Origin of the sequence: Novosphingobium kaempferiae (genome assembly GCF_021227995.1) — a bacterium.
Lineage (GTDB): Bacteria > Pseudomonadota > Alphaproteobacteria > Sphingomonadales > Sphingomonadaceae > Novosphingobium > Novosphingobium kaempferiae.
In genome coordinates this window covers 3,544,743-3,571,191 of record NZ_CP089301.1, presented here as the reverse complement: position 1 = coordinate 3,571,191, position 26,449 = coordinate 3,544,743, and the positions used below count along the sequence as shown (strand labels likewise).

At 66.9% G+C, this 26,449-nt stretch carries 23 protein-coding genes; 8 read left to right on the top strand and 15 right to left on the bottom strand.

Annotation, left to right across the window (positions count from 1 at the left end; all coding sequences use genetic code 11):
• The first annotated feature begins 34 nt into the window (after positions 1-34).
• The 4 genes from LO787_RS16270 to LO787_RS16255 are packed head-to-tail and all read left to right on the top strand — an operon-like array spanning position 35 to position 4,460.
• On the top strand, positions 35-325 hold the full coding sequence (locus LO787_RS16270) for a hypothetical protein (RefSeq protein WP_232492045.1): 291 nt from the start codon (positions 35-37) through the stop codon (positions 323-325).
• Positions 326-338: 13 nt separating this feature from the next.
• Entirely contained in the window at positions 339-1,838 is a 1,500-nt protein-coding gene (locus LO787_RS16265; protein ID WP_232492044.1) for a class I adenylate-forming enzyme family protein, read from the top strand.
• Positions 1,828-3,027, top strand: a complete 1,200-nt coding sequence (locus tag LO787_RS16260; RefSeq protein ID WP_232492043.1) for a CoA transferase — start codon at positions 1,828-1,830, stop codon at positions 3,025-3,027. The genes LO787_RS16265 and LO787_RS16260 overlap by 11 nt, the downstream gene beginning before the upstream one ends.
• Positions 3,021-4,460, top strand: coding sequence for an amidohydrolase family protein (locus LO787_RS16255; protein WP_232492042.1), 1,440 nt, complete (start codon positions 3,021-3,023; stop codon positions 4,458-4,460). Before LO787_RS16260 ends, LO787_RS16255 begins: the two co-directional genes overlap by 7 nt.
• On the opposite strand, the gene LO787_RS16250 is transcribed toward LO787_RS16255, so the two are convergent.
• Complete coding sequence (locus tag LO787_RS16250) at positions 4,359-5,348, bottom strand: enoyl-CoA hydratase/isomerase family protein (protein ID WP_232492041.1); 990 nt, start codon at positions 5,346-5,348, stop codon at positions 4,359-4,361. The two genes, LO787_RS16255 and LO787_RS16250, sit on opposite strands and share 102 nt — an antisense overlap.
• A 339-nt stretch (positions 5,349-5,687) precedes the next feature.
• Between LO787_RS16250 and LO787_RS16245 the strand changes: the two genes are divergently transcribed.
• Positions 5,688-6,500 carry a helix-turn-helix domain-containing protein gene (locus LO787_RS16245; RefSeq protein WP_232492040.1) on the top strand — a complete coding sequence of 271 codons (813 nt, stop codon included), beginning with the start codon at positions 5,688-5,690 and terminating at the stop codon, positions 6,498-6,500.
• Positions 6,501-6,596: 96 nt separating this feature from the next.
• On the opposite strand, the gene LO787_RS16240 is transcribed toward LO787_RS16245, so the two are convergent.
• Positions 6,597-7,937 (bottom strand): amidohydrolase family protein, encoded by a 1,341-nt coding sequence (locus tag LO787_RS16240; protein ID WP_232492039.1) that lies wholly within the window; start codon positions 7,935-7,937, stop codon positions 6,597-6,599.
• A 248-nt stretch (positions 7,938-8,185) separates the two neighbouring features.
• On the opposite strand from LO787_RS16240, the gene LO787_RS16235 reads away from it, so the two are divergent.
• Positions 8,186-10,372 (top strand): acyl-CoA dehydrogenase family protein, encoded by a 2,187-nt coding sequence (locus LO787_RS16235; protein WP_232492038.1) that lies wholly within the window; start codon positions 8,186-8,188, stop codon positions 10,370-10,372.
• A 144-nt stretch (positions 10,373-10,516) separates the two neighbouring features.
• The gene (locus LO787_RS16230) at positions 10,517-11,338 is read left to right on the top strand and encodes an enoyl-CoA hydratase/isomerase family protein (protein ID WP_232492037.1); all 822 of its coding nucleotides are present in this window, start codon (positions 10,517-10,519) and stop codon (positions 11,336-11,338) included.
• A gap of 147 nt (positions 11,339-11,485) precedes the next feature.
• Here LO787_RS16230 and LO787_RS16225 read toward each other — a convergent pair whose 3' ends face one another.
• From LO787_RS16225 to cysD, 11 genes are all read right to left on the bottom strand, one after another.
• Positions 11,486-12,196: a TetR/AcrR family transcriptional regulator gene (locus LO787_RS16225; protein WP_232492036.1), complete on the bottom strand. Its 711-nt coding sequence runs from the start codon at positions 12,194-12,196 to the stop codon at positions 11,486-11,488.
• Between the two features lie 6 nt (positions 12,197-12,202).
• On the bottom strand, positions 12,203-13,684 hold the full coding sequence (locus tag LO787_RS16220; RefSeq protein WP_232492035.1) for an aldehyde dehydrogenase family protein: 1,482 nt from the start codon (positions 13,682-13,684) through the stop codon (positions 12,203-12,205).
• 31 nt (positions 13,685-13,715) lie between these two features.
• Complete coding sequence (locus tag LO787_RS16215) at positions 13,716-14,453, bottom strand: SDR family oxidoreductase (protein WP_232492034.1); 738 nt, start codon at positions 14,451-14,453, stop codon at positions 13,716-13,718.
• Positions 14,454-14,771: 318 nt separating this feature from the next.
• Positions 14,772-15,209 carry a MarR family winged helix-turn-helix transcriptional regulator gene (locus LO787_RS16210; RefSeq protein WP_232492033.1) on the bottom strand — a complete coding sequence of 146 codons (438 nt, stop codon included), beginning with the start codon at positions 15,207-15,209 and terminating at the stop codon, positions 14,772-14,774.
• Between the two features lie 67 nt (positions 15,210-15,276).
• Positions 15,277-15,696 carry a nuclear transport factor 2 family protein gene (locus LO787_RS16205; RefSeq protein ID WP_232492032.1) on the bottom strand — a complete coding sequence of 140 codons (420 nt, stop codon included), beginning with the start codon at positions 15,694-15,696 and terminating at the stop codon, positions 15,277-15,279.
• A gap of 4 nt (positions 15,697-15,700) precedes the next feature.
• Positions 15,701-17,422 carry a class I adenylate-forming enzyme family protein gene (locus LO787_RS16200; protein ID WP_232492031.1) on the bottom strand — a complete coding sequence of 574 codons (1,722 nt, stop codon included), beginning with the start codon at positions 17,420-17,422 and terminating at the stop codon, positions 15,701-15,703.
• A 7-nt stretch (positions 17,423-17,429) separates the two neighbouring features.
• Positions 17,430-18,413: an acrylyl-CoA reductase (NADPH) gene (gene acuI / locus LO787_RS16195; RefSeq protein WP_232492030.1), complete on the bottom strand. Its 984-nt coding sequence runs from the start codon at positions 18,411-18,413 to the stop codon at positions 17,430-17,432.
• A gap of 241 nt (positions 18,414-18,654) precedes the next feature.
• Entirely contained in the window at positions 18,655-19,323 is a 669-nt protein-coding gene (locus LO787_RS16190; protein ID WP_232492029.1) for a TetR/AcrR family transcriptional regulator, read from the bottom strand.
• A 227-nt stretch (positions 19,324-19,550) separates the two neighbouring features.
• Positions 19,551-20,288: a 3'(2'),5'-bisphosphate nucleotidase CysQ gene (locus LO787_RS16185; RefSeq protein ID WP_232492028.1), complete on the bottom strand. Its 738-nt coding sequence runs from the start codon at positions 20,286-20,288 to the stop codon at positions 19,551-19,553.
• On the bottom strand, positions 20,288-22,249 hold the full coding sequence (gene cysN / locus LO787_RS16180; RefSeq protein ID WP_232492027.1) for a sulfate adenylyltransferase subunit CysN: 1,962 nt from the start codon (positions 22,247-22,249) through the stop codon (positions 20,288-20,290). The genes LO787_RS16185 and cysN overlap by 1 nt, the downstream gene beginning before the upstream one ends.
• A gap of 1 nt (position 22,250) precedes the next feature.
• Entirely contained in the window at positions 22,251-23,153 is a 903-nt protein-coding gene (gene cysD, locus LO787_RS16175) for a sulfate adenylyltransferase subunit CysD (RefSeq protein WP_232492026.1), read from the bottom strand.
• Positions 23,154-23,258: 105 nt separating this feature from the next.
• Between cysD and LO787_RS16170 the strand changes: the two genes are divergently transcribed.
• Positions 23,259-24,347: a helix-turn-helix transcriptional regulator gene (locus LO787_RS16170; protein ID WP_232492025.1), complete on the top strand. Its 1,089-nt coding sequence runs from the start codon at positions 23,259-23,261 to the stop codon at positions 24,345-24,347.
• 3 nt (positions 24,348-24,350) lie between these two features.
• Here the strand turns inward: LO787_RS16170 and LO787_RS16165 are convergent, their stop codons facing one another.
• Together LO787_RS16165 and LO787_RS16160 are read right to left on the bottom strand one after the other, a co-directional pair.
• Positions 24,351-25,268 carry an acyl-CoA dehydrogenase family protein gene (locus LO787_RS16165; protein ID WP_232492024.1) on the bottom strand — a complete coding sequence of 306 codons (918 nt, stop codon included), beginning with the start codon at positions 25,266-25,268 and terminating at the stop codon, positions 24,351-24,353.
• Positions 25,268-26,413 (bottom strand): acyl-CoA dehydrogenase family protein, encoded by a 1,146-nt coding sequence (locus LO787_RS16160; protein ID WP_232492023.1) that lies wholly within the window; start codon positions 26,411-26,413, stop codon positions 25,268-25,270. The genes LO787_RS16165 and LO787_RS16160 overlap by 1 nt, the downstream gene beginning before the upstream one ends.
• Positions 26,414-26,449: the final 36 nt, after the last annotated feature.

The following is a 26,449-nucleotide window of genomic DNA, read 5'->3' as shown; positions in this document are numbered from 1 at the left end:
GCGTAAACTGCGTCAAAAGAACAAGGAACCCGAGATGAAGCCTGGAACCCGCCTGAAGAGCGCCGCCTGCGACACCGAAGTCATGGTGATCCGCGCCGCCGACGGGCAGATCGAATGCGGCGGCGCGCCGATGGGCGAGGCCAAGCCCGCCGAAGCTGCGCCCCTCGCCGCCGATTTCTCGGCCGGGACGCTGATGGGCAAACGTTACGTCGATGCCGACGGAAAGTACGAACTGCTCTGCGTGAAGCCCGGCAAGGGCTCTCTCTCGGTCGACGGGCAGGCGCTCGTCGTCAAGGACGCCAAGCCCCTCCCCGCCTCGGACTGACGCGCAAACGCCGATGAACATCGCCCTCCTTCTCGAAATGGCCGCAGAGGCCGCGCCGGACCGCATCGCCCTCGTCTGCGACGGCAAGCGCTGGACTTACGGCGACCTCCTAGCCGCGGCGCGCGGGGCCTTCGCGCTGATCCAGGACAGCGAGGCCGAATACGTCGCCCTGCTCGACGAGAGCAGCGAGGCGGCGGTGATCGCGGTCTTCGGTGCGGCGCTGGCGGGCGTGCCCTACTGCCCGCTCAACTACCGCCTGCCCGACGCCGACCTCGCCGCCCTGCTGGGCCGCATAGCGCCCGCCCTCGTCATCGGTGACGAGGAGCGCGTCATGCGCATCGCGGGCGGTCAGGGCCACACCATCCTCTCGCGCGAGGAATTCACCCTCAAGGCGCAGGAAACCGTGCCCGACGACGATGCGCGCGAGTACGATCCGGGCGAAGGGATCGCGATCCAGCTCTTCACCAGCGGCACCACCGCCGCGCCCAAAGCCGCGATCCTGCGCCACTCCAACCTGCTCGGCTACATTCTTGGCACCGTCGAGTTCGCCAGCGCCGACGAGGCCGACGCCGCGCTGGTGGTCGTGCCGCCGTACCACATCGCGGGCATTTCGGCGCTGCTCTCCTCGATCTACGCACAGCGCCGGATCGTGATGCTGCCCGCATTCTCACCGGAGGCGTGGCTGGCGCTCGTGGCAGCCGAGACTATCACCAACGCCTTCGTCGTGCCCACGATGCTGGCCCGAATCGTCGATGCCATGGAAAAGGGCTCCAGCGCCGACACCGCATCGCTGCACGCCATCGCCTACGGCGGCGGCAAGATGCCGCTGGAGGTGATACACAAGGCGCTGGAGCGCTTCCCCTCGGCGGGCTTCACCAATGCCTACGGCCTCACCGAGACCAGCTCGACGATCGCCCTGCTCGGCCCGGAGGATCACCGCGAGGCGCTCGCCTCCGACGATCCGAAAGTGCGCGCCCGCCTCACCTCGCTCGGCCGCCCGATCCCCACCGTGGAGATCGAGATTCGGGGAGAAAACGGCGAAGTCCTGCCGCTTGGCGAAGCGGGTGAAATCTACGTGCGCGGCGATCAGGTATCGGGGGAATACAAGGAAAAGAGCGCGCTCGACGCCGCCGGCTGGTTCCCCACGCGCGACGCGGGCTACATGGACGAGGACGGCTACCTGTTCCTCTCCGGCCGCGCCGATGACGTGATCGTGCGCGGGGGTGAGAACATGTCCCCCGGCGAGATCGAGGACGTGCTCCTCACCCACCCTGCCATCGCCGATGCCTGCGCTTGCGCGATCCCTTCCGTGGAGTGGGGCGAGGCCGTGGGTGTCGCCATCGTCACGCGCGATGGGCATTCCGCACCCGACGAGGGTGAGTTGAAAGACCTCGTCCGCTCCCGCCTCCGCTCGTCGCGCGTGCCGGAGAAAGTCGCGTTCGTTCAGGAACTTCCGTACAACGAGATGGGCAAGCTGCTACGCCGCAAGGTCAAGGAAGTCCTTGCCGGCTGACCCTCTCCGCCCCGGTCCGGCGATCCCGCTCTCGCGCTGGGCGGACCGGCAGTTGCAGGCGATGGCCGAGCAATACGGCCTGCCGAGGCTAGACGGTGCGACACTCATGGGCGAGCGGGCCATGGCGGGATGTTACCGCATAAACGGCAGGATTTCTGCGGGTCTTGGTGGCTCCCACCTGATGCCGACGCGCGACGGAAGCTGGTTCGCGCTGACGGTGATCCGCGATGTGGATCGCGAATTGCTGCCTGCACTGTTCGGCGACGCCGCTGTCGACGTGACGAACTGGGACGCCATCGCAGCCGTCGTGTTGCGCCACGATGCCGCGCATCTGCTCGCCATCGGTCGCGCGCTTGGGCTGCCGGTTGCGAGCATCGACGAGACGCCGGTTTCGCCGCCGATCGAGATCATGACGCGCGGAAAATGGCGGAATCGCGGGAGTTTTCACCGGCCGCTGGTGGTCGATATGTCAGCAATCTGGGCGGGGCCGCTGGCGGGGCATCTGTTCTGGCTGGCCGGGATGGAGGTCGTGAAGGTGGAGAGTCGCAGCCGCCCGGACCTTATCCGGCGCGACGATCCGGCGACGTTCGAGCGCATCAACCAGGGCAAGGCCAGCCTGCTCGTCGACTTTGCGAATCCCGCAGAAAAGCGGGCCTTGGTGGACCTGATCCGGCGGGCGGACATCGTCATCGAGTCCTCGCGTCCCCGCGCCCTGCTGCATCTGGGGATCGATGCGGAGGCGCTGGTTCGGGAGGTTCCGGGGCTCGTCTGGCTGTCCGTGACGGGGCACGGGGCGAGCGGGGAGGCGGCGAACTGGGTCGGGATCGGCAACGATTGCGGGGTCGCCGGGGGTCTGAGCCGGGCGATGGCGGAGGCTGGGGGCGGGATCGGCTATGTCGGGGATGCGATTGCCGATCCGCTAACCGGGATCGTCGCCGCACGCGAGGGATTCCGCGCTTTTCGGAGCGGAGAGGCGCAGCGCATCGGGCTTTCGATGAGCGCCATCGTCGCCATGGCGCTCGCCGAGGAGCGTGCGCACGACCCTGCACTGAACGGCACTGAACTGAACCTATGGGGTACTTCGGTGGGCGAGAGGTTCCCCGAAGTGCCACTGCGACCGCTGACGGCACCCGTGAGCGCCATCGGTGCCGACACCGCGCGCTACCTCGGCGAGATCGCCCGATGCTGATCCGCGATGCCGAAGTCTGGACCACCCACGCCCGGCTAGTTCGTGGCGACGTTCGCATCGCGCACGATCGCATCGCTGCGATCGGAGCACTGCCTCCGTTACCCGGTGAGCACGTCATCGACGGGCGTGGCGGCTTGCTGCTGCCGGGGCTGCATGACCATCATATCCACCTGTCCGCCCTCGCCGCGCGGCGTTCCTCGGTCGAGTGCGGGCCACCGCAGGTCTTCGATGCGGAGGGGCTTGCCCTGGCGTTGCGTTTACCGGGCAGCGGGTGGCTGCGCGGCATCGGCTTCCATGAGAGCGTGCTGGGTGGCGTGCTGCCCGATGCGGCAGCGCTCGACCGCTTCGTTTCCGACCGGCCCTTGCGGTTGCAGCATCGCACCGGGCGGATGTGGCTGCTGAACTCGCGGGCGTTGGACATGCTGCTGGCAACCGCCGCGCCGCCGCCGGGACTGGAGCACCAAGAAGGTCGCTTCACCGGACGGCTGTTCGACGAGGACGACTGGCTGCGCCGGACCCTCGGTAGCGCGCCTCCTGATCTTGTTGATATCAGTGCCGATCTCGCACGCCGGGGCGTGACCGGCGTGACCGACATGTCGCCTCGTAACGACCCTCATGTTGCGCAGCATTTTGCGGCGCAGGTTGCGGATCGTCGAATGCTGCAAAGGCCGGTTCTGGCGGGCAGCCTTGCGCTGGCCGAGGCCGCACGACAGGGCTGGCGCCTTGGGCCGCTCAAACTGCACCTGCATGAAAGCGCCCTGCCCGATTTCGACGAAACGCTCGCACTCATCCGCGCGGGCCGCGATCAGGGGCGTGCGCTGGCGGTGCATTGCGTGACCGAGGTGGAACTCGTCTTTACCCTTGCGCTGCTGGAGACGGCGGGTGCCATGGCCGGGGACCGGATCGAGCATGTCTCGGTCGCCTCGCCCGATCTGGTGGCGCGGATGCGCGCGCTCGGGCTTGCCGCCTGCGTGCAGCCGCACTTCATCGCCGAGCGCGGCGACCGTTATCTTGCCGACGTGGAGCCACGCCATCACGCCGACCTCTACCGGCTGCGCAGCTTGCGGGATGCCGGGGTGCCTCTCGCGGGTGGGAGCGATGCGCCATATGGCGATGCCGACCCGTGGAAATCGATGGCCGCCGCCGTCAGCCGCCGCACGCCGTCCGGGGCGGTGATCGGCGCTGCGGAGGCACTGTCGCCGGAGGATGCACTGGCGCTCTACCTCGCCGATCCGCTTGGCCTTGCTCGTCAGCGTCGCATCGACGTGGGCGAGCAGGCCGACCTCTGCCTGCTGCCGCAGCCCTGGACCGAACTACGCGAAAGCCTCGAATCAGCCCGCGTCGTCGCCACCATCGCGGGCGGAAGGCTGATCCACGATGGCGTCGATCAGGCCCCATTCGAGCGCCTTGCGCGCCGGGATGCGGCGGCCTGACAGGACCATGAGCGCGGTGCGCTGGCGCCCGATCCGGCGCGTCAGCGACACGCAGCCGCCCGCGCCGGGGATGATGCCCATCGCCAGTTCCGGCAACTGGAACCACGAGCGCGCCGTCGCCGTGATCCGGCCCGCAAAGGCCGCGAGTTCGAGCCCCGATCCGACGCAGGCACCGTCGATCTCCGCCACGAACCGCTCCCCACAGCGCGCCGCCTCCAGCGCGGGCAGAGTGCGCATGCGGATCGCGTGAGCCATGGCGGGATCTCGCGTGGTGCCGAACTCGGCAAGGTCCGCGCCGAGACTGAATGTTCGACCAGCCCCGCGCAACGTGATCGAACTGATCGTCGGATCGAGGTTCACCAGCGCGAAGGCTTCGTGCAGCGCGTCGCGCATCGGGCGGTCGATGGCGTTGCCCGCCTCCGCGCGGTCGAGCATGGCCATGGCGCGGTCGTCCTCGCGGGTGAGCACGACGCGACCGGGCGGCGTCGGCGTGCCCGACTCGCGCACCGCGATCCATGTCCGATGCGCTTCGCTCGCCTGCAGCGTCGCATAGGCCAGCGACTCGGCGACGAGGCCGTCGGCCACCGATAGCGAAGGCAGCAGGCGCAGGAGCTGAATCAGCGTCGCGGCGGCCTTCGGCTGCGCCCGTACCGCAAGCACCAGTTGCACTGCGTCAAAACCCGGCTCGACCAGTGTATCCAAACGTGCAGCCAGCGGATGCGCGGGATTTCCTATGCCGATCACCGGCCATGGCGGCAGATCAGGCGCTTCGCCATGCTGCGGCGCAATGTCGAGATCGATCACGGCGACCGGCTCCGGCCAGGCGAATCCCTTAGGGGCAAGGTCATCCGCCGTTACCGTCAATCCCGCGATAGTCTGCGCCTGCATATGGTCTCTGGATGATTCCCTTTTCCCCTGCACAGGCATGGACCGGCCGCGCGGCATTGACCAGCCCTGCCCTCTGGCGGACCATCGGGCGACCACGGCACACGGCCCTGAAAGCGGGCGTTGAGCAGCGCGAAAGCAACTCGTCGGCCCGGAAACAACGCTCATCGCAGTCAACTTGATCGTATACAAAGATCGCGCTTGATGAACAGCGTTGTTGATGCTAACCAAAGTCAGCAAAAAACGAGAATGGCTCAGTTATCTGAGAAACGACTCGGGGATTGAGGCACGGCTCGGCAGCAAGATCGAGTTCAACAACCAACTGGAGGGAGGAGAGACCTCATGGCTGGAAAGACGTCGTCATCGAACAAGGCAAAGATCGCACGCCGCGTGATCGAGGTACTGGAGTACTTCGATGATGCGCACCGCGAGGCCACCGTCATGGACATCGTGCGTCGATACAATCGACCGCAGTCGAGCACTTCGGAATTGCTGTCGAGCCTGGTGGAACTGGGCCTGCTTCACAAGGATCCCTATTCCCGCGCCTACAGCCTGACGCCGCGCGCCGCGCTGATCGGCACTTCGGGCCAGCCCGAACTGGTGCGTGACGGACGCATCGTGCGCCTGATGGACCGCCTCGTCGCGCAGACCGGCCTTTCGGTGGCGCTGCATTCGATGGTCGGCCTCGACGCGCAGATCGTGAACTGGCGCCATGGCCCCCGCGCTCCCGCCGCCACCCGCGAACTGGCCGGCGGCGTCAAGGAACCGCTCGCCCGCAGCGCGCCGGGCTGGCTCATGCTCTCGACCGTGGCGCGCCAGCGCTGCGAGGGCATGGTGCGCCGCCTGAACGCCGAAGCCGCCGAGCAGGACAAGTTCGCCTTCTCGGAAATGATGGCCCGCATCGACGCATGCCGGGATCCGCGCCACCTCTTCGGTCCCGCGGGTTTCAGCACCGGCGCCGACGCACTGAGCGGCCTTGTCCCGCGCCAGCCGGACGGCCACCCGCTCGTCGTCAGCATCGTCTACGGCAAGGATGACAAGGTGAACCCCGAAGCGCTGTTCCAGTGCCTCGGCGATGCCATGCGCGCCTGCCTGCCCGACCCGGTCGCACAGCATGCGCAGTCGAGCGTGGAGCAGTTCTCGCACGCGGCCTAAGGTTAGAGTTCCCAACGAGGAAGGGCCTCGCGGGTTTGCCCGCGGGGCCCTTTCTTCGTGTGCGTCGTCCCGGGTCGAGCCCGGGACGACGTGGGGTCAGGCCTCCTGCCCCGCCATGCGGCTCAGCCGGTCCGCATCCTCGTGGCGCATGAACATCTTCATGATGTCGCCCGAAGTCACCGGGCGCACCTCGCCCTCTGCCAGCGGGCGCTCGCCGAGCGAGGACTTGGGCGTGATGTCCACGCCCTCCGCCGCCGCCTTCGCCCGCAGCGCGCCGACGGTGAGGTCCGCCTTCGCATGGTGCTGGAACGGATCGAAGCGGAACCAGCGCATCGCGTTGAGGTGCGTGATCTTGTCGATCTGCGCGTCGGTCAGGTGGTTGATGGTCGGCCAGAGGCGTTCGGGCACTTCGGGCCACAATGTATCCGAATGCGGGTAGTCGCATTCGTAGGCGATGTTGTCCTCGCCGATGAACTGCACGTTCTGGAGGCCGAAGGCGTCGTCGATGAAGCAGTTCAGGAAATGCCGTTTGAACATCTCGCTCGGCTTCAGATCCTGGAAGCGCGAATGCGTCCAGTACTTGTGGCGGGAATTCGAGAAGTCCGCCCGCTCGGTGAAGTAGGGCACCCAGCCGATCGAGCCTTCCGACAGCGCGATGCGCAGGTCCGGATACTCGTGCAGCGCCTCAAGCTGGAGCCAGTCGGACGCGGCGTAGGCAATGGTCATCGGCATCGTCGATATCCACGCCTCGATCGGCGTCTCCATCGAGGCATGCGGCGCGGGGTTGCCGCCGCCGATGTGGATGCAGATCGTCATGTCGAGGTCGTTGATGGCCTTGTAGAACGGCTTCCAGTATTCGTTGTGGATGCTGGGCAGGCCCTGGCAGGTCGGGTTCTCGCTGATCGAGACGGTGTGGCAGCCCTTGGCGCTCACCCGCTTCAGTTCGGCGATGGTGGCGTCCATGTTCCACGTCGGCAGGATGGCGCAGGGGATGAAGCGCCCCGGATGCGCGCCGCACCATTCGTCGATGTGCCAGTCGTTGTAGGCGCTGACGTGCTTCACCGCGAGGTCGCGGTCGGGCACGCGATGGAGGCGGCCGCCCGCAAAGTCGAACACCGAGCCGAAGTTGAGCGAGGCGGCCACGCCGTTGACGTCCATGTCCTTCACGCGCTCGTCCACGCGGTAGACCCCGTCGCGCAGTTGGTCGAGCGAGGTCGGCTCCATGCCGTATTCCTCGAAGGGCCGGCCGACCACGGCATTGAGCGCCACCGAGGCGAAGCTCTGCCCCTGGTAGACCCACACGTCCTTGCCGTTCTCGTCCTTGACCATCTTCGGCGCGGATTCGAGCAGCGCGCCGGACAGGTGGTTCCGGAACATGTCGGGCGGTTCGCTGATGTGGTCATCGACGCTGATGATGACCATGTCGTTCATTTCCATCTCTCGTCTCCCGTGAGTGCGTGCGCCGGTGCTTCGCCCCGCTTGTTCTTGTGCGCCCGAGAATACCGTTCCCGCCCTCGCCCGGCCACAGAGCGCGCCAGCCATCGCTTGTGCGATTGCCATCCCCATCCGGGAGGAGCCCTGCCGCATCGCGCCCGCGATTCCCGGTGGGGCCGGATTGAACGCCCCCCGAACCTGTGTTCAGGACGATGCAAAGCCACAACGATAAGCTCCCGGGAAAGCCTGCCATGAACTTCGATCTCACCGACGAACAGCACATGATGCGCGACACCTTCGCGCGCTTTCTCGACGAGCATTCGAGCACCGTGAGGGTGCGCAAGGCACAGGAGACCGACGGCTTCGACCCGGCGCTGTGGAGCGGCCTTGCCGAACTCGGCGCCTTCGCGATGCGCGTGCCCGAAGGCGCGGGCGGCATGGAGCTTGGCCTGTTCGATGCGGCGCTGCTGATGGAGGAGGCCGGGCGCACGCTCGTCTCCGGGCCGCTGGCGGAGGCGCTGGTGGCGGCGCGGCTGCTGGGCCAGCTTGGCGGTCAGGACGAACTGCTGGAGCAGGTCATCGGCGGCGAGGCGGTCGTTACGATCGCCATGCACGATCTGGCCGACAAGCCGAAGCAGTGGATCGCAGGCGGCGCGGTGGCCAAAGCCGTCGTAGCGCGGCGGGGCTCCGACGTGGTGCTCGTCACCGCGTTCGACGGCAAGGCCGAAACCAACCTCGCCACCACGCCCATTGCCGAGATCGAACTTGCGAACGCCGACGCCGTAGTGCTCGGCTCGGGCGACGCGGCGGTGGCCACTTTCGCGGCGGCGCTGGAGGAGTGGAAGCTCTACATGGCCGTCGCCCTATCGGGCATTGGTCGTCAGGCGCTGGAGATGGCCGCGGTCTACGCCGGGGAGCGCAAGGCGTTCGGCCAGCTGATCGGCACCTTCCAGGGCATTTCCCACCCCCTCGCCGACCTGCTCTGCGATACCGACGGCGCCAAGTTCCTAGCGTGGAAGGCGATCCGCGACATTCATGACGGCTCGGACGAGGCCGCGCCGACCATCTCGCTCGCCTACTGGTACGCCTGCGACGCGGCGGCGCGGGCGGTGGCGCAGGGGCTGCACACCTTTGGCGGCTATGGGCTGTCGAACGAGTACGACGTCCACCTCTACAACCTGCGGGCAAAGGCCTGGCCGCTCGTCGCCGGAGACCCGGCACTCGCGCTGGAGGAGGCCGGACGCCGCCTCTACGCGGGCGAGACGCCGCCACTCCCCGCTGCCGGCGAAGTCCCGCTCGATTTCGACCTCGGAGACGAGGCGCGGCAGGTCTGCGCCGAGATCGCCGAACTGTTCGCCACCAAGGTGACGCCCGAGCAGAAGGCGAAGTTCCACTATTCCTGGGAAGGCTACGTCCCCGAAGTCCACAAGATGCTGGCCGAGCACAGCCTGCTCTTCCCCGGCCTCCCCGAGCACCTGTCGGGCCGCAACATCACGCCTTACGCGCGCATCGCCGCGATGGGCGAGATGGAACGGCAGGGCTACAACACACCGGGCGCGAACGTCGCCGCGATGGTCGCGATGATGATCGACAAGTACGGATCGGACGAACTGAAGGCCGAAGTCCTGCCGAAGATCGTCGGCGGCGACGTGCTGTGCTCGCTCGGCTATTCGGAGCCCTCCTGCGGGTCGGACGTCTTCGCCGCGCAGTGCAAGGCGACGCAGCAGCCGGACGGATCCTGGCGCATCGACGGCACCAAGATGTGGACCAGCGGCGCGAACCTTTCGAGCTACGTCCTCATGCTGACGCGCACCAACCCGGACGTGCCCAAGCACAAGGGCCTGACGATGTTCATCGTCCCCCTCAAGACCAAGGGCGTCACCGTGCAGGCCGTCCACACCTTCCAGGACGAGCGTACCAACATCACCTTCTACGACGGCGTGGTGATCCCGGATTCGTGGCGCCTCGGCGAAATCGACGGCGGCACGAAGACAATGAGCGCCGCCCTGGAACTGGAGCACGGCGGCGGCTTCTCCAAGGTCATGAAGGCGATGATCCACGCCGCAGAGGAACTGACGCGCGACCTCGGTATCGCCGGGGAAGTGCGCACGCAGACCCGCCTCGCCCGCAGCGTGGCGCACTTGTGGATCTCCGACATGCTGACCTACCGCGCGCAGTGGTCGAGCGTGGAGAAGAAGCCCAACCACGCTTTCGGGCCGATGTCGAAGATGTACTCCTCCGAGAAGTTCCTCAGCGACAGCCGCGACCTGCTGGACCTGACCGCGCCCGCCTCGCTCTCCAAGCGCGATGGGCCTGCGGGCTTCCTCAACCAGTGCTATCGCCATGCGGCGGGCACCACGATCTACGGCGGCACCAGCGAGGTTCACCGCTCCATGGTGGCGGAACGCGGGCTGGGCCTGCCTCGCACGCGCGGGTGAGCCGTCGTTCGTCATTGCGAGGGCCGCAGGCCCGCGGCAATCCAGAGCACGGTGATGCCGCTGTGGATTGCTCCGCTACGCTCGCAATGACGAAGCATTGATTCCCGAAAAATGCCGCACGCCATGCCGTGGGAGTAAGACGAGATGACCGAAGAAGCCCCGCACCTGCTGACCGAGGAAGTGGACGGCATCCTGATCGCCACGCTCAACCGGCCGGACAAGCTGAACGCCATCAGTCGCGAGATGATGGACTTGCTCACCGAAGCAGTGTGGCGCCTGCGCGAGCGGGCGGACCTCAAGGTCATGCTGATCCGCTCCGCCGGACGCTATTTCTCATCCGGTGCGGACTTGCGCGGCGGCAACCGCAACATCCAGTCGGAGGCCAACGTCGCCGCGAACACCGCCAGCAAGGTGCGCGAGAACCATCGGCTCAACCTCAACAACATGCAGCAGCTGTGGGACGAGATGGAGCATGTCGAAAAGCCCATCGTCGCCGCGCACCATGCGATGTGCGTCGGCGGCGGGCTGGAGATGAGCCTGTCGTGCGACTTCCGCCTTGCCGCGAAAAGCGCGGGCTATGCCTTCCCGGAAGGGCTGTTCGGCGTGCTGCCCGCATCCGGCGGCGTCTCGCGGCTGACGCGGATCTGCGGACCGCACTGGGCGCGCTGGCTCATCATGGCGAACAAGCCCGCGAGCGCCGACATGGCCTTCACCATGGGCCTCGTCCACCAGGTCTACGAGGACGACACGTTCGAGGCCGAGGTGATGGACTTCTGCCGCCACCTCGCGAAACAGAACGGCGAACAGATGGGCGCGGCCAAGGTGGCGATCGAACTGTGCGCCGAAGTCGGGCGCGATTCCTCTCGCCATGTGGAGCGCATGGCCAACAGCGGGCTGATGCTGAACCCGGCCTACATCGAGGGCATGGAAGCCTACCTCAAGGGTGTAGGCGGCAAGGGGAAGTAAGCGGACGCAAATTCCTCCCCGAGCTTGTCTCGGGGAGGGGGACCGCCGCCGCAGGCGGTGGTGGAGGGGGAGAACCTCGCGCAATTCCCCCTCCGTCAGCGACTGCGTCGCTGCCACCTCCCCGAGACAAGTTCGGGGAGGAATTATTCACCCCCGCGCGTCGCTGATCGCGAACTCCATCAGCCTTGCCCCCGGCACCAGATAGCGGTCCTCGCTCAGTTCCGGCCACATGCCCACCAGCTTGCGCAGTTCGCGGTCGGTCACCAGCGTCACCGAGCGCTCGATGCCGATCATCACCATCGTCGCCATCGAGGTATGGGGCCCCAGGCCCACTTCCTCGTCGCTCATCTGCTGCACCAGCAGGGCGATGATCGGGCGGCTGGAGCGGATGCGGTGGGCCATCATGCGTGCGTCCTGCTGGTCGGCCAGCGCGTTGCGCATGTGGAGCAGACGCGAATGGCGTGACCAGAACCCGTGGTAGGCGCGCACGAAGCGGTAGCAGTGCTCGTAGAGATCCGCGTCAGACCACCGCTCGCGCACGGTGCAGAGGTAATCGTCCTCCGCCGTCGCCATGACCGGATCGAGCACCGCCAGCAGCAGTTCGGTCATGTCGGTGAAGTAGTTGTAGACCGAGGTCATGCCCAGCGACGCCCGCTTCGCCACGCGAGCGAGCGTCACGGTTTCCTCCGAAGTCTCGATCAGGTCGATCGCGGCGGCAAGTATCCGCTCACGCGTGACCCGTCCCTTGCGACCGAGGCGCTGGCCGTTGAGGTTGTGGCTGACCGCCCCGCAGGCCGCTGCCACCGCCGCTGCAAGCGACGGCGGCAGGTCCACGAGATGGTCGGCCTCGTCCTCCATCGCGCCTCAGGCGGCTTCCACCTGCCCGACCGGCCAGGCGAGCATCTTGACGTCGGTGAACTCCTCGATGCCCTCAAGACCCCATTCGCGGCCCATGCCGCTGGCCTTGAAGCCGCCGAAGGGGATGTCGCCGGCGATGCACATGCCGTTGTTCACGCTCATCGAGCCGGTACGCACCTTGCGGGCGATGTTGATCGCGCGGTCGTGGCTGCCCGAAACGCCGCCCGAGAGTCCGTAGGAACTCTCGTTGGCGATGCGGATGGCGTCCTCGTCGTCTTCATAGGGAATGACGACGAGGACCGGGCCGAAGATCTCTTCCTGGGCGATGCGCATGGAGTTGGTAACGTCCACGAAGCAGGTCGGCTCCACGAAATATCCGCCGCCCTTGTCAGGACGGATGTTCCCGCCCGCCAGCAGCGTCGCACCTTCCTGCTGGCCGAGATCGATGTAGCTCTTCACGCGCTCCATCTGCCGCTTCGATACGACCGGGCCCATGATGTGCGCCGGGTTCTCCACGTCGCCCCAGTTGTCGCCGAAGTTGCCGTAGGCGCCCTTGAGGATGGCCTTCGCCTCCTCGTAGCGGCTCTGCGGCACCAGCAGCCGCGAATGGACGGCGCAGCCCTGCCCCGCATGGAAGACCAGCATGGTCATCGCCACGTCCATGGCGAAGTTGGGCGCATCGTCGAGCACGATCTTGGCCGACTTGCCGCCAAGCTCCAGGAACACGCGCTTCAGCGTGCCCGCGCCCTGCTCCATGATGCGCTTGCCGACGCCGGTGGAGCCGGTGAACGAGATCAGGTCCACGCGCGGATCGGTGACGAGCATCTCTCCGGCCAGCGCCGGATCGGCGCCGAACACGACGTTCATGACACCATCGGGGAAGCCCACCTCGGCGGCCAGTTCACCGAAGATTGCGCCCATGCCCGGCGTGTCCGGCGCGGGCTTGAGGATAACCGTGCAGCCCGCCAGCAGCGCCGCCACGACCTTGCCGATGTTGACGTAGAGCGGCACGTTCCACGGGGTGATCGCGCCGACCACGCCCACCGCCTCGCGCACGCCGAGGCGCTTGTGGATCATCCCGAAGGCCGGCTTCTCGCCATAGTCCTTCTCCCACTCCAGCTTGTCGAACACGGCCATGTAATCGTCCCAGCCGTCGATCGCCATGCCGACATGCGCGCGGCCGACCGCGCCCTGCGCCGCGCCCGCCTCGTGGATGGCAAGCTGCGCAAGGCGCGGGCGTTCGCGCTCGAACAGTTCGCGGTACTTCTTCACCAGCGCCACGCGCTTCTCGACGTTGGTGGACCAGTCGGTCTCGTCGAAGGCGCGGCGAGCGGCGGCGATCGCCTCATTCACGTCGTCGGCGGATGCGTCCGCCGCCTTGCCCACCGGCTCGCCGGTCCACGGGCTGATGACGTCGAAAGTGGCGCCCCCGGCCGCATCGCGCAGCTTGCCGTCGATGTAGAGCCTGGCGTCGGGAAGAGTTGTCATTGCTATGTCCTTGCCGAGAGATTCGTGAAGATCAGGCTTTTCGCGCGCCGATGGAGACGTGGCTGACGCGCACGTCGGGCGGCAGGTCGATCACCGCGCGGAACACGCTGGTGGGCGAAGCCGAGTGCGAGACGGGCCGTGCGCGCAGGTCCAGCCCGTTCTTCGCGCAGCCCATGTGGAAGCGCATCGCCGCATCGCGGTCCCAGTTCGGCGAGGACTTGCCCTCGTCGTACATCGGCCCGGCGCGCAGCAAGGCGACGCGGATGCCGCTCTCTTCCAGTTCGGCTTCGAGCGCCGTCGTGAACATCTCCAGCCCCGCCTTGCTGGACTGGTAGAGCGAGAGCATCACGAACGGCACCGCCACCGATTCACTGCCCACGTTGATGATGAGGCCGCCCGCCTCCATCATCGGGATCGCCGCGCGGCAGCAGTAGATCGGACCCTTGAGGTTGGTGTCCAGGATCGCGTCGATCTGCGCGTCGCTGGCCTCCGCCACCGTGAACGGCTCGTAGATGCCCGCATTGTTGATGAGCACGTCGATCTTCGGATGCTGCGCCGCGATCGTCGCGAAGGCGGCGCGCACGGAGGCGGCATCCGCCACGTCGCACTCCACCGCCAGCGCCGGAGCGCCCAGTTCGTCCGCCAGCGCCTGCACTTTCGACAGCGTGCGGCCGAGCAGGATCACCGTCTCGCCCTCGCCCGCGAACCTTTGCGCCAACGCCTTGCCGAGACCGGCCCCCGCGCCTGTGATGACGATGGTCTTGCCCACGCTTCCTCCGCTCCCCGGCCGCCCGCTGCATGCGGGTCGGCTGCTTCGAGGGGCACCATAGCGCCTGCCCCCTGCCCCGCCTATCGCCGGGCGATGCGCCGGGGCGATGAAGATGAACGCGAGCCCTCTCCTTCGTCATTGCGAGCGCAGCGAAGCAATCACGCGTTATGCACTGCCGCTGGATTGCTTCGCTACGCTCGCAATGACGAACACCCTTTGAGCCCGCTCAGGCTGAGCTTGCCGAAGCCCCCGCATTCTGCACACAGACCGGCTGTTCACAGCCAACGGTCCCGGATCAAGTCCGGGACGACGAGGCCGTCAATCCTCCGAAACCGGCGGCTTCCCGGTCAGGTTCGCCAGCATCCGGTCGAGCGTGCGCATCATGTGCGCCTTGTCCGCATCGTCGATCCCGGCGAGCGCGGCCTCGGACGTCTCCTCCGCCAGCGGTTGCAGGCGCTCGATCATCTCGTCGCCGCGTGCAGTGAGGTATAGCCGCCAGGCACGGCGGTCGGCGGGGTCGGCGCGGCGTTCGACCATGCCGCCGTCCTGCATGCGGTCGATCATGCGCCCGGCGGTGATCGGCTCGACCTCCAGGATTTCGGCGAGTTCGGCCTGCTTGATACCGGGATGGCGGCGCAGCACGCTCAGCACCTGCCACTGCGGTCGCGTGACGCCGATCTCCCGCGCGCGCTCGTCGAAGGAGCGGCGCATGAGCCGCGCTACTTGCGCCAGAACCGTGCCCACCCTGCGTTCCATGGCCACAGGATTACTGAGCGTGCTCAGGATTGCCAGCCGAATTGTGCGCAGCAATTCGCGCGATGCGTCACGAAGCGGGACGCTCGATGTCGAGGATCAGGCGAGTCAAGCGCTGCTCGGCGATCTTCCAACCCTCGGCGGTCCGCACGCACGTTTCGTGATAATGGCCATAGCCGGTGAGTGCGAAGTCGTCCTTGATGACGCGGTCCTGCATCGCCCAGACCACTTCGGCCCGGTCGCCGTCGACGGTGATCTGCGGCGAATGGATCTGGTGTGCGGTCTTCGCCCCGGCCAGCGCCGTGCTGACCTGCGCCACGATACGATCCCGCCCCTGCTCGCGCGTGCCGCCGCTGCCCGTGGTATCTAGCACGCAGTCCTCGGTGAAGAGCTGCTTCCAGCCCTCCCAGTCCTTGGTGTCGAGCAGCCGGCAGTACGCGGCCTTGAGATTGCAGATGGCGAGCCAGTCGGCGAAGTCGGGGGTAGTCATGGCCTCACACCTCCGCCAGCCGCTCCGCCGCCAGCTTGCGCAGTTCGGCGGTCTTGATCTTGGAGCTGCCGGTGGTCTGGAGATCGTCCTCCGCCACGAACAGGATGCGGCGCGGCAGCTTGTAGCTGGCGAGCTTTTCCTTCGCGAAATCGCGGATCGCCTCGGCGCTCGGGCTCGCGCCTTCCACCGGCACGATGCACGAGACGACGAGTTCGCCCAGCAGTTCGTCCGGCACGCCCACGGTCTGCGACACCTTCACGTCCGGGTGCGCGCGGATCACTTCGTCGATCTCCAGCGGAGAGACGTTGGCGCCGCCGGTCTTGATGATGTCGTTGAGGCGACCTTCCCAGAACAGGCGGCCTTGCGCGTCCACGTAGCCGCCGTCCGCCGTGCGCAGGAAACCGTCGCCGTCGGTCGAATCGCTGAGCGGAATGCCGAGGTAGCCCAGCATCACCGTCGCGCCCTTAACAGCGATCTCGCCGCGTTCGCCCAGCGGCATCGTCGCGCCGGTCATCGGGTCGACGATCTTGATGGTGGAGCCCGCCGTCGGCTCGCCGTGGGACTTGCCCGCGACTTCCTCCGGCGTTCCGGAGGGGAAAACGGTGATGAGCGTGAACGTCTCGGTATTGCCGTAAGCCTGCCCCGGCTCGCGCCAGGTGCTGTTCACGGTGGGATGGCGCGCGATCGGCATGTGCATGTCGACGTAGACGAGCGAGGAGAGGTCGACGTCCTGATAGTTCGGCGCGGCCTCAAGCTGCGGCCACTGGTGCGGCCAGGCGAGCGCCATGTTGGCGCGCTCCTTTGCCATGAGGTCCAGTGCTTCTGCCGCGTCGAACCAGCGCTGGAGGACCAGCGTCCCCCCGCGCGAAAGCGTGCCGCCCAGCGCGCAGGCGAAGTTGCCGGACCAGAAGAAGCCGTTCGCCGACCATGTGCGCGCGGGCACCTCGTCGCGGATGGCGTACCACTGCGGCCAGCGCCAAAGTTGCAGGCAGACGCCGCGATGGGCGCTGAGGATGCCCTTGGCCTTGCCAGTGGAGCCCGAGGAGAACAGCAGGATGCCCGGATCGGCAGGCGTCACCGCATCGCTGGCGGCAAGCACGAGTTCCTCGGCCACGCCCGCGCCGCGCCGGCGGAACGCGGCGAAAGTCTCGATCATGCCGAGCGGTTCGTCGCTGTCGATCATTGCCGCATAGCGCAGGAACGGGAACCTGCGCGATGCCAGCGCGCCGGGCTGCGCCGCCATGACCTCGGGCTCAAGCCCGGCGAGCATCTCGGCGAAGTCCTTCTTTAGCACCGAGCGTTCGAGCAGCAGCACCGATACGCCCGAGGCCTTCAGCACCACTTCCAGTTCGGACGGCGTGAAGAACGTGCTGATCGGCGTCGCCACGCAGCCCGCCAGCGCCGCGCCCAAGACGCCCGCGAGGAATTCCGGCCGGTTGGTCATGAGGATGCCGACGCGGGTGCCCTTGCCGGTGCCGAGCGCGATGAGCGACTTCGCCACCTGTAGCGAGCGGGCGTAAAGCTCGTCATAGGTCCAGCGCACGACCTGCCCGTCAAGGTGGATCACTGCCGCCTCGCGCGGGCCGTAGCGCGCGGCGATTTCGCGCACGTAACCGCCCAGCGTGAGGGCGCCGATGCCCTGTTCGTCCTCCAGCGCGATGCCGTGGACCACGGAAAGGCCGTCCACCACCTTGACCGAACCCGTCATGCCCATCCTCTTAGTCATGGTGACGTCAGGCGTTCACATCGACGATGAAGCGGCCCTTGACCTCGCCCGACATGAACTTCTTGGCGGCATCCACCGCATCGCCAAGGCCGATGGTCTGGCCGATGGTGTCGAGCGCGGCGGGATCGAGATCCTTCGCCAGCCGGTCCCATGCCTTCAGGCGCTTGGCCTTGGGCGCCATCACGCTGTCGATACCGAGCAGCGCCACGCCGCGCAGGATGAAGGGCATGACCGTTGCCGGAAGGTCCGCGCCCTGCGCCAGACCGCAGGCCGCCACCGCGCCGCCGTACTTCGTCTGCGCGCAGGCATTGGCGAGGGTGAAGCTGCCCGCGGTGTCCACCACGCCCGCCCAGCGCTCCTTCTGGAGCGGCTTGCCCTTCTCCGCCAGTTCGGCGCGGTCGATGATCGTCTCGGCGCCCAGCGCCTTGAGATAGTCCGCCTCGGCAGGCTTGCCGGTCAGCGCGGCGACCGAATAGCCCAGCCTCTTGAGGATCGCGATGGCGACCGAGCCGACGCCGCCGGTCGCGCCCGTGACGAGCACTTCGCCCTGCTCCGGCATCACGCCCCAGTCGACCAGCGCATCGACGCAGAGCGCGGCGGTATAGCCCGCCGTGCCGATCGCCATGGCCTGCGCCGGGGTGAAGGCCGCAGGCAGCGGCACCAGCCAGTCGCCCTTGAGCCGCGCCTTCTGAGCCAGCCCGCCCCAGTGGCCCTCGCCCACGCCCCAGCCGTTGAGCACAACGGTGTCGCCCGCCTTCCAGTCGCCATGGCTGCTCTCGGTCACGGTGCCGACGAGGTCGATGCCCGGCACCATCGGGAACTTGCGCACGACCGGCGAACTGCCGGTGATGGCGAGGCCATCCTTGAAGTTGAGCGTCGAATAGGCGACGTCGATGGTCACATCGCCTTCGGGCAGCACGCTTTCATCCAGCTGCTGCAGGCCGACGGTCTGGCCCTCTTCGGTCTTGTCGATGACGATAGCGGAAAACATGGAACCGGCACTCCCTCTTCGGCCGCGACACGACCGAACTCGCCAACCCTGCTGACGGGTGGAGCCCCCTCGCGTCAATGGCGGCGGGGCATGGCATCGCGGAGGCGAAAGGTGTGCGGATGCTTTGGGACAGGGTGTTCCTCCGTTTCGTCATTGCGAGCGCAGCGAAGCAATCCAAATTTGGCTCTCGCCGCTGGATTGCTTCGCTGCGCTCGCAATGACGAAAGGCAAGGTTGCTCCCTCAATCGCGCTTCGGCGGGCCCTCCGCCGCCAGCCGCGCAGCGATGTCCGGGAAGCGCGAGGCGTTCATCGAGCCGTACATCGAAAGGCGCAGGATCTCGTGGCTGAAGCGGTGGCCCAGCGTGCTGCGCTCGGCATCGTCGGCGGCGTGGGAACGGGCGAAGATCGGCCAGAAGAACACGCCTGCAAGGTTCATTACCGCCAACACTTCGGCATCGATCCCCGGCATCGCGAGCTTCGTATCGGCGAACCGCTGGAGCGAGCCTGCATACTCGCGCCAGAAGGGATCCTGGCTCGGGTCGGGCGAGGCGAGCACCTGCTGGAGCCAGACCCGGCAGATCTCGGGATTTTCCATCGCGAAATCGCACAGGCGGTCGGTGAGCGCGGCGGTGTCCACCTCCTCGACGCGGCGTTCGCCGATGGTGTCGGGATCGCCGAAGACGGCACGGAACAGCTTGTCCGAGACCCATTCGATGGTCGCCTCGATCAGCTTCTCGCGCGTTTCGAAATGCTGGTAGGCGGTGCCCCGGTTGACCGCCGCCAGGTGGGCCACGGCGGAAAGGCTCACGCCCTCCAGGCCGTCCTTGGCGAGCAGGTTGCTGGCCGCTTCGAGGATCGTCTCGCGCGTGGCGATGGGATCCCTGACCCTGCGCCTGGTCCTCGCTTCCATGTCTGCCCCTGAATTCCCGGAAAAGGGGGCGGCTATAGCGGGGGCGTCACTGAACAGCAATGTTGACTGAGATGTGATCCACCGTCGCCAGCAAAATGCCGTCGGGGCGATTCTGCGGGGTCGGATCGTGTTTGCGAGCGTGGCGAGACAATCGAGCGTGGTGTGGTGCGCTGGATTGCTTCGCTGCGCTCGCAATGACGAAGAGTGGGTCGGGTACTGACGCTACCTCAAACCAGCGCCGCGACCTCGCGCAGCACCATCTCGGCATGTTCCTTCCGACAGATCAGCAGGTCGGGCATGTAGACGTCCTGCTGGTTGTAGACGAGCGGCGAGCCGTCGATCCGCGAGACATGCAGCCCCCAGCCGAGCGCGACGGCGGCAGGAGCGCAGCTGTCCCACTCGTACTGACCGCCCGAATGCAGGTAGATATCCGCCTGTCCCAGCACGATCGCCATGGCCTTGGCCCCGGCCGAGCCCATGGGCACGAGTTCCGCGCCGATCGTCTCGGCGACGCTGGTGGCCTCCCGCGCCGGACGGGTGCGGCTGACGACCATGCGCAGGCGTTCCGGTGCGGGCGGAATTTCGCCCGGCTGGTCCGAGCGCAGGACGAGGCCCGCGCCCGGCAGCGCCACCGCACCGAGCGCCGGCACGCCGTCCACCGCGAGACCGACGTGGACCGCCCAGTCGGCGCGCTCCTCGCCATATTCGCGGGTGCCGTCGACCGGATCGACAATCCACACGCGGCTCCTGGACAGGCGCTCGGCGTTGTCCTTCTCCTCTTCGGAGAGCAGGCCGTCATCCGGGCGCTGTTCGCGCAGGGCGTGGCAGAGGAACTGGTTGGCGGTCTGGTCGCCCGCCTTGCCCAGTGCCTTGCCGCCGAACAGGCCGCAGCCGCGCACGCTCAGCAGGATCTTGCCCGCCTCTTCGGCCAACTTCGCCGCGAGATCGCCGTCGGACAGGCTCATCAGGCGTCTCCCAGCAGGGTGTCGACGATGAGGTCGGCAGCTTCCTCGGGCGACATCACGGTGGTGTCGATGCGGACCTCCGGGTTGCGCGGCGCCTCATAGGGGCTGTCGATGCCGGTGAAGTTCTTCAGCTCGCCCGAACGCGCCTTCTTGTAGAGACCCTTCACGTCGCGCGCCTCGGCCACCTTCAGCGGGGTGTCGATGAACACCTCGATGAACTCGCCCTCGGGCAGCATCGAGCGCACCATCTCGCGGTCCGCCTGGAACGGCGAGATGAACGCGGTGATGACGATAAGCCCCGCGTCGGTCATCAGCTTCGAGACTTCGCCGACGCGGCGGATGTTCTCGATGCGGTCGGCCTCGGTGAAGCCGAGATCCTTGTTCAGACCGTGGCGCACGTTGTCGCCGTCGAGCAGGAAGGTGTGCCGGTTCATCCGGTGCAGCTTCTTCTCGACCATGTTGGCGATGGTGGACTTGCCCGAGCCCGAAAGGCCGGTGAACCACAGCACCGCGGGCTTCTGGTTCTTGAGCCCCGCGTGCTGCTTGCGGTCGATGTCTACCGCCTGCCAATGGACGTTCTGCGAACGGCGCAGCGAGAAATTGAGCATGCCCGCCGCCACCGTGGCGTTGGTCATCTTGTCGATCAGGATGAACCCGCCGAGCGTGCGGTTCTCCGCATAGGGCTCGAAGACGATCTGCTTGTCGGTGGTTATCTCGGCCACGCCGATGGCGTTGAGGTCGAGCGTCTTGGCCGCCATGTGCTCCATGGTGTTGACGTTGACCGTGTACTTGGGCTCGGCGACGGTCGCGGAAACCTGCTGCGTGCCGAGCTTGAGCCAGTAGGCACGGCCCGGGATCAGCGCCTCGTCGGCCATCCACACGATGGTCGATTCGAACTGGTCGGCGGTCTGCGGCGGATTGTCCGCGACCGAGATGACCGACCCGCGCGAACAGTCGATCTCGTCCTCGAAGCAGACGGTGACGGACTGGCCGGCGACGGCCTCGTCAAGATCGCCGTCGAAGGTCACGACGCGCGTGATCGTGCTGGTCTTGCCCGAGGGCAGGACACGGATCTTGTCGCCCGGCTTGACGCCGCCCGTGGCGATGAGGCCCGAGAAGCCCCGGAAGTCGAGGTTCGGACGGTTCACCCACTGCACCGGCAGGCGGAACGGCTTGTCGGCATCGACGGAGGACAGAACCTCGACGGTTTCGAGGTGCTCGACCAGCGTCGGGCCCTGATACCACGGCGTATTGTCCGAGAGCGTGGTGATGTTGTCGCCCTTGAAGCCGGAAATCGGCATCGCGGTGAAGCTCTCGATCCCGATGGACTTCGCGAACTCGGCGTAGTCCTTGACGATGGCATCGAACACGGCCTGGTCGTAGTCGACGAGGTCCATCTTGTTCACCGCCAGCACCACGTTCTTGATGCCGATCAGATGGCACAGGTACGAATGGCGGCGCGTCTGGACCAGCACGCCCTTGCGCGCGTCGATCAGGATCACCGCAAGGTCGGCGGTCGAGGCGCCCGTCACCATGTTGCGGGTGTACTGTTCGTGGCCCGGGCAGTCGGCGACGATGAACTTGCGCTTCTCGGTGTTGAAGAAGCGATAGGCGACGTCGATGGTGATGCCCTGCTCACGCTCGGCGGCGAGGCCGTCGACGAGCAGCGCGAAGTCGATCTCCTGCCCCTGTGTGCCGACCTTCTTGGAGTCCGACTGCAGCGCGTCGAGCTGGTCCTCGAAGATCATCTTCGAATCGTAGAGCAGGCGTCCGATCAGGGTGGACTTGCCATCGTCGACGCTGCCGCAGGTGATGAAGCGCAGCATCGTCTTGTGCTCGTGCTGGACGAGATAGGCGTCGATGTCCTCTGCGATGAGGCTGTCGGTGACGTAGCGTGCTTCGGCGTCGTTCTGCACGGGCTTGGTGTCGCTCAGTACCGTCTCGGTGTCGTTCTGTGCCATGTCAGAAGTACCCCTGCTGCTTCTTGACTTCCATGCCGGCACCGCCGGCGTCCTTGTCGATGGCGCGGCCCTGCCGCTCGCTGGTGGTGGTGAGGAGCGTCTCCTGGATCACCTCGGGAAGCGTCTTCGCCTCGCTCTCCACAGCGCCCGTCAGCGGGTAGCAGCCCAGCGTGCGGAAGCGGATGGAGCGCTCCACCGGCACTTCGCCGTCCTTCAGCGGGAAACGCTCGTCGTCGACCATCAGCAGCATCCCGTCGCGCTCCACGGTGGGACGCTTGTCCGCGAAATAGAGCGGGACGATGGGGATGTCGTTGAGGTGGATGTACTGCCAGATGTCCAGCTCGGTCCAGTTGGAGATCGGAAACACACGGATCGATTCCCCGCGCGCCTTCTTCGCATTGTAGAGGTTCCACAGCTCCGGGCGCTGGTTCTTGGGATCCCAGCCGTGCGAGGACGTGCGGAACGAGAAGATGCGCTCCTTGGCGCGGCTCTTCTCCTCATCGCGGCGGGCGCCGCCGAAGGCCGCGTCGAAGCCGTACTTGTCGAGCGCCTGCTTGAGCCCTTCGGTCTTCCACATGTCGGTGTGGAGCGCGCCGTGGTCGAACGGGTTGATGCCCTTCTCGGCCGCTTCGGGGTTCTGGTAGACCAGCAGTTCCATGCCGCTTTCACGCGCCATCTTGTCGCGCAGGTCGTACATCGCCTTGAATTTCCACGTCGTATCGACATGGAGCAGCGGGAACGGCGGCGGCGAGGGATAGAACGCCTTCCGCGCAAGGTGCAGCATCACCGCGCTGTCCTTGCCCACGGAATAGAGCATCACCGGCTTCTCAGCCTCGGCGACGACTTCGCGGATGATGTGGATGGATTCGGCCTCGAGCCTTTCGAGGTGCGTGAGGGTCTTCATCAGGATCTCTGGTCCTTTGGCCTTCGCAGGGTCGCCCTTTCCGTGGGCTCGAATCGCTCTTTGCAAGGATGACAAATCGGAGAACCTCCCATATGGGAGGAAGCCATGGCGCTTACATCGCGAGACGAGACAGATTTGCTGCTGCCGCTGATAGCGGGGATTGGCGATGCGGCGCAGTTCTCCGAGTTTCTGGAGCGCCTGCGTCGCCGGAGCGATGCCGAGTACGTCAGCATCGTGATGAAGCAGGGCGACGGTCCACACGCCCAGATCACCGACTTCCACGCCGGTCTCGACTTGCGCGCGGAGGCGCGGGAGGTCGATCCCTTCGAGATGCATGCGCTGGAGCGGCTGCACTACGACCAGCTGCGTCCGGGCCGGGTCTACAGTGTCGGCGAGTTCGTCGACCACGACCCGGTGTTCCGCGCTGAACGCATGGCCAAGATGGCCCGCCTCGGCATCGCCGACGAGCGCGTGGTGCGCCTGTCCAAGGCTGGAGAGACCGACGCCTGGCTGATCCTCGCCCGCGCCAAGCCGTGCGAGGCGGCGGACAGCGCCCTGCTCTCCTCCCTCGCGCCCTATCTGGAGGCGGCCCTGCGCAGCTACGTCATGCTGGAGGACCACCGCATCCGCGCCAGCGTCAGCGCACAGGGCATGGCTCGCAGCGCGACGGCATGGATGGTGTTCGACCGAGAGGCGCGTCTGCTCAGCATCGACCCGCGCCTTGATGCGTGGCTGCGCATCAACCTCGGCTACGTGCCGCGCATCGGGGATCGCCTGCGCGATCTCGGCGTCCATGCCGAACGGGAACTCAGCGCGGCAGCAGGGCTCTATGCCTCGGACAGTCCGCCGCCGCCGCGTGCGGTGATGCTGCACGAGGAACCGAGGCTGGAGGCGCTGCTTACGTCCACCAGCGACATGCCGCGCCCCTCGATGCTGGCGCTCTGCCGCCTGCCGAATGCGCGAACCCCTGCCAGCGTGGAACGCCTCGCCCGCCTGTTCGACCTGCCCGCGCGCGAGGCCGAACTGGCGATCGCGCTCAATGAGGGGCTGTCCATCGCCGAAGCCGCCGAGCGCATGGGCCTGACGCTGGAAACGGCGCGCAATTATTCCAAGCGGCTGTACGCCAAGCTCGGCGTGCGCGGGCAGGCGGAACTGGTCCGGCTGGTGTGCGACAGCGTGGCGGTGATGGGCTGATCGCTAGCCCCAAAGCGCCTCCGCCGCCGCCAGCCCCTGCTCCCCGCGTCCTCCCAGTTCCGCGCTCAACAGCTTGAGGCGATAGGTCCACAAGTGCAGCGGATGCTCCAGCGTCATGCCCATGCCGCCGAGGAACTGGTGATAGTCGTAGCAGACCCGCTTCGCCGCCTCCTGCGCGTGCAGCAGCGCCATCGCCGCATCGCCGGGATCGCCGGTCCCGGCCGCACGCAAGGCCAGCCAGTAGACGCTGTTGGTCATGACCTGATCCTCGGCCAGCCGGTGCCGCATCCCCTGGAACGTGGCGAGCGGGCGGCCGAACTGCTTGCGATCGGACACATAAGTGACGGTACTCGCCAGCGCCGCGCCCAGCAGGCCCGCTGCTTCCGCCGCCACTGCGACGCGCCATGCGCGCAGGACTTCGGACGGGTCCACGTCATGCGCCATCGTCGCATCGGGAATGCCGGTCAGGAAGGCGACCGGATAGCCGTAGAGCGTATCCTCCTGCGCAGGTGCGATCAGGCTTTCGACGGCCCTGAAGCTGCGCACGCCTGAAGCGCCCACGACCACGACGGTCGCACCGGAACGCAGGAAGCGTATGGGCGCGCCGTCTCGACCTTCCTCCACCAGACACAGCGGGCGCGGCAGGTCGGGATCGATCAGCGGTCGCACGAACGCCGAAGCCGCAGCCTCCACCGCGAAAGGCAGGCGCGCCAGCTTCTCCACCACCAGCGCGGCAGTCACAGGGCCGAGTTCCTCCACCGCCATCACGTCGAGGAAGCCGTTCTCCACCAGCGCCGCGTCCAGTTCCTCACTTTCCAGCGCCAGCGAGACGTCGTGCATCGGCACGCCCGCAAAGGGCCGCGCAAGGCTGTCGATGAAGTCCAGAACCTGCCGCTGGTCCTCGTTGAGGGACAAGTCCATCAGCGCGGCTCCCGGGGCAGTTCCAGCACGTCGCTGGCGATGATGTTGAGCTGGATTTCCGCCGACCCCGCCGCGACACCCGCCACGATCCCGCGCTGGTGGTGCATCTTGAGATATGGCGAGGCCCCGGCCAGCGCTTCGGGCAGGAACTCCACCACGAACTCGCACACCGCGCGCTCGGCCATGACGGTGGCGTAGCGGGCGGAACTGGACTCCGCGCCGATGGCAAGGCCATCCACGCGCTTCTGGACGACGGCGTAGTTCGCCGTGCCCGCCGCCTCGCACAAGGCCGCGCAACGCGCCGCCTCGATCCGCACATGTTCGCGCGAGAACCGCCCCTGCGCCTGCAGCATCTGCACCGCCCGGTCGAGCGCGGCGCGGGCCAGCGTGAAGCGCGGAATGCCGAGGCGTTCATTGCGTAGCGAATAGGCGACGATCTCCCACGCCTGCCCTTCCTCGCCGAAGCGGGCGGTTTCGGGCACGGTCACATCGTCGAAGAAAACTTCGTGGATGTCGCCCTCGCCGATCAGCGAGGGGATCTGGCGCACCGTGATGCCGGGCGTGTCCATGGGCACCAGGATGATGGTGATGCCCTTCTTGCGATCATCGCTGGTGCGCGTCAGCAGGAAGCAGGTATCGGCAAGGCCCGCATAGCTGGTCCAGATCTTCTGGCCGTTGATGACATAGTTGCCATCGGTCAACGTGGCGCGCGTGCGTAGCGAGGCGAGGTCCGACCCGGCATCGGGCTCCGAAAACCCCTGACACCACAGCGATTCCCCGCGCGTGATCGGCTCCAGATAGCGCGCCTTCTGCTCTGCCGTGCCGTACTTCTCCAGCGTCGGGCCGATCCAGTTGACGTTCATGTACTGGCCGCCGCGCGGCTCGCCCGCGATCCACATCTCTTCGGAGAGGATCTGCTGCTCCCAAGGCCCGAGCCCCTCGCCGCCCATTTCCACCGGCCAGTGCGGGAAGAGGATGCCCGCCTCCGCCAGCTTCACGCAGAACTCGCGCGCGAAGGCGGTCAGCGCGGGAGACGCAGGGCCGTGCTCTGAGAACTTCTCCCAGTCCGCAGGCAGGTTGGCATGCAGGAAGTCCCGGATCTTGTGCCGGAAGGCGTCCTGCTCCTCGGTCCATTCGAATTGCATCGGGGCGGCGCCCTCCTCTCAGGCCCGGGTTAGGCC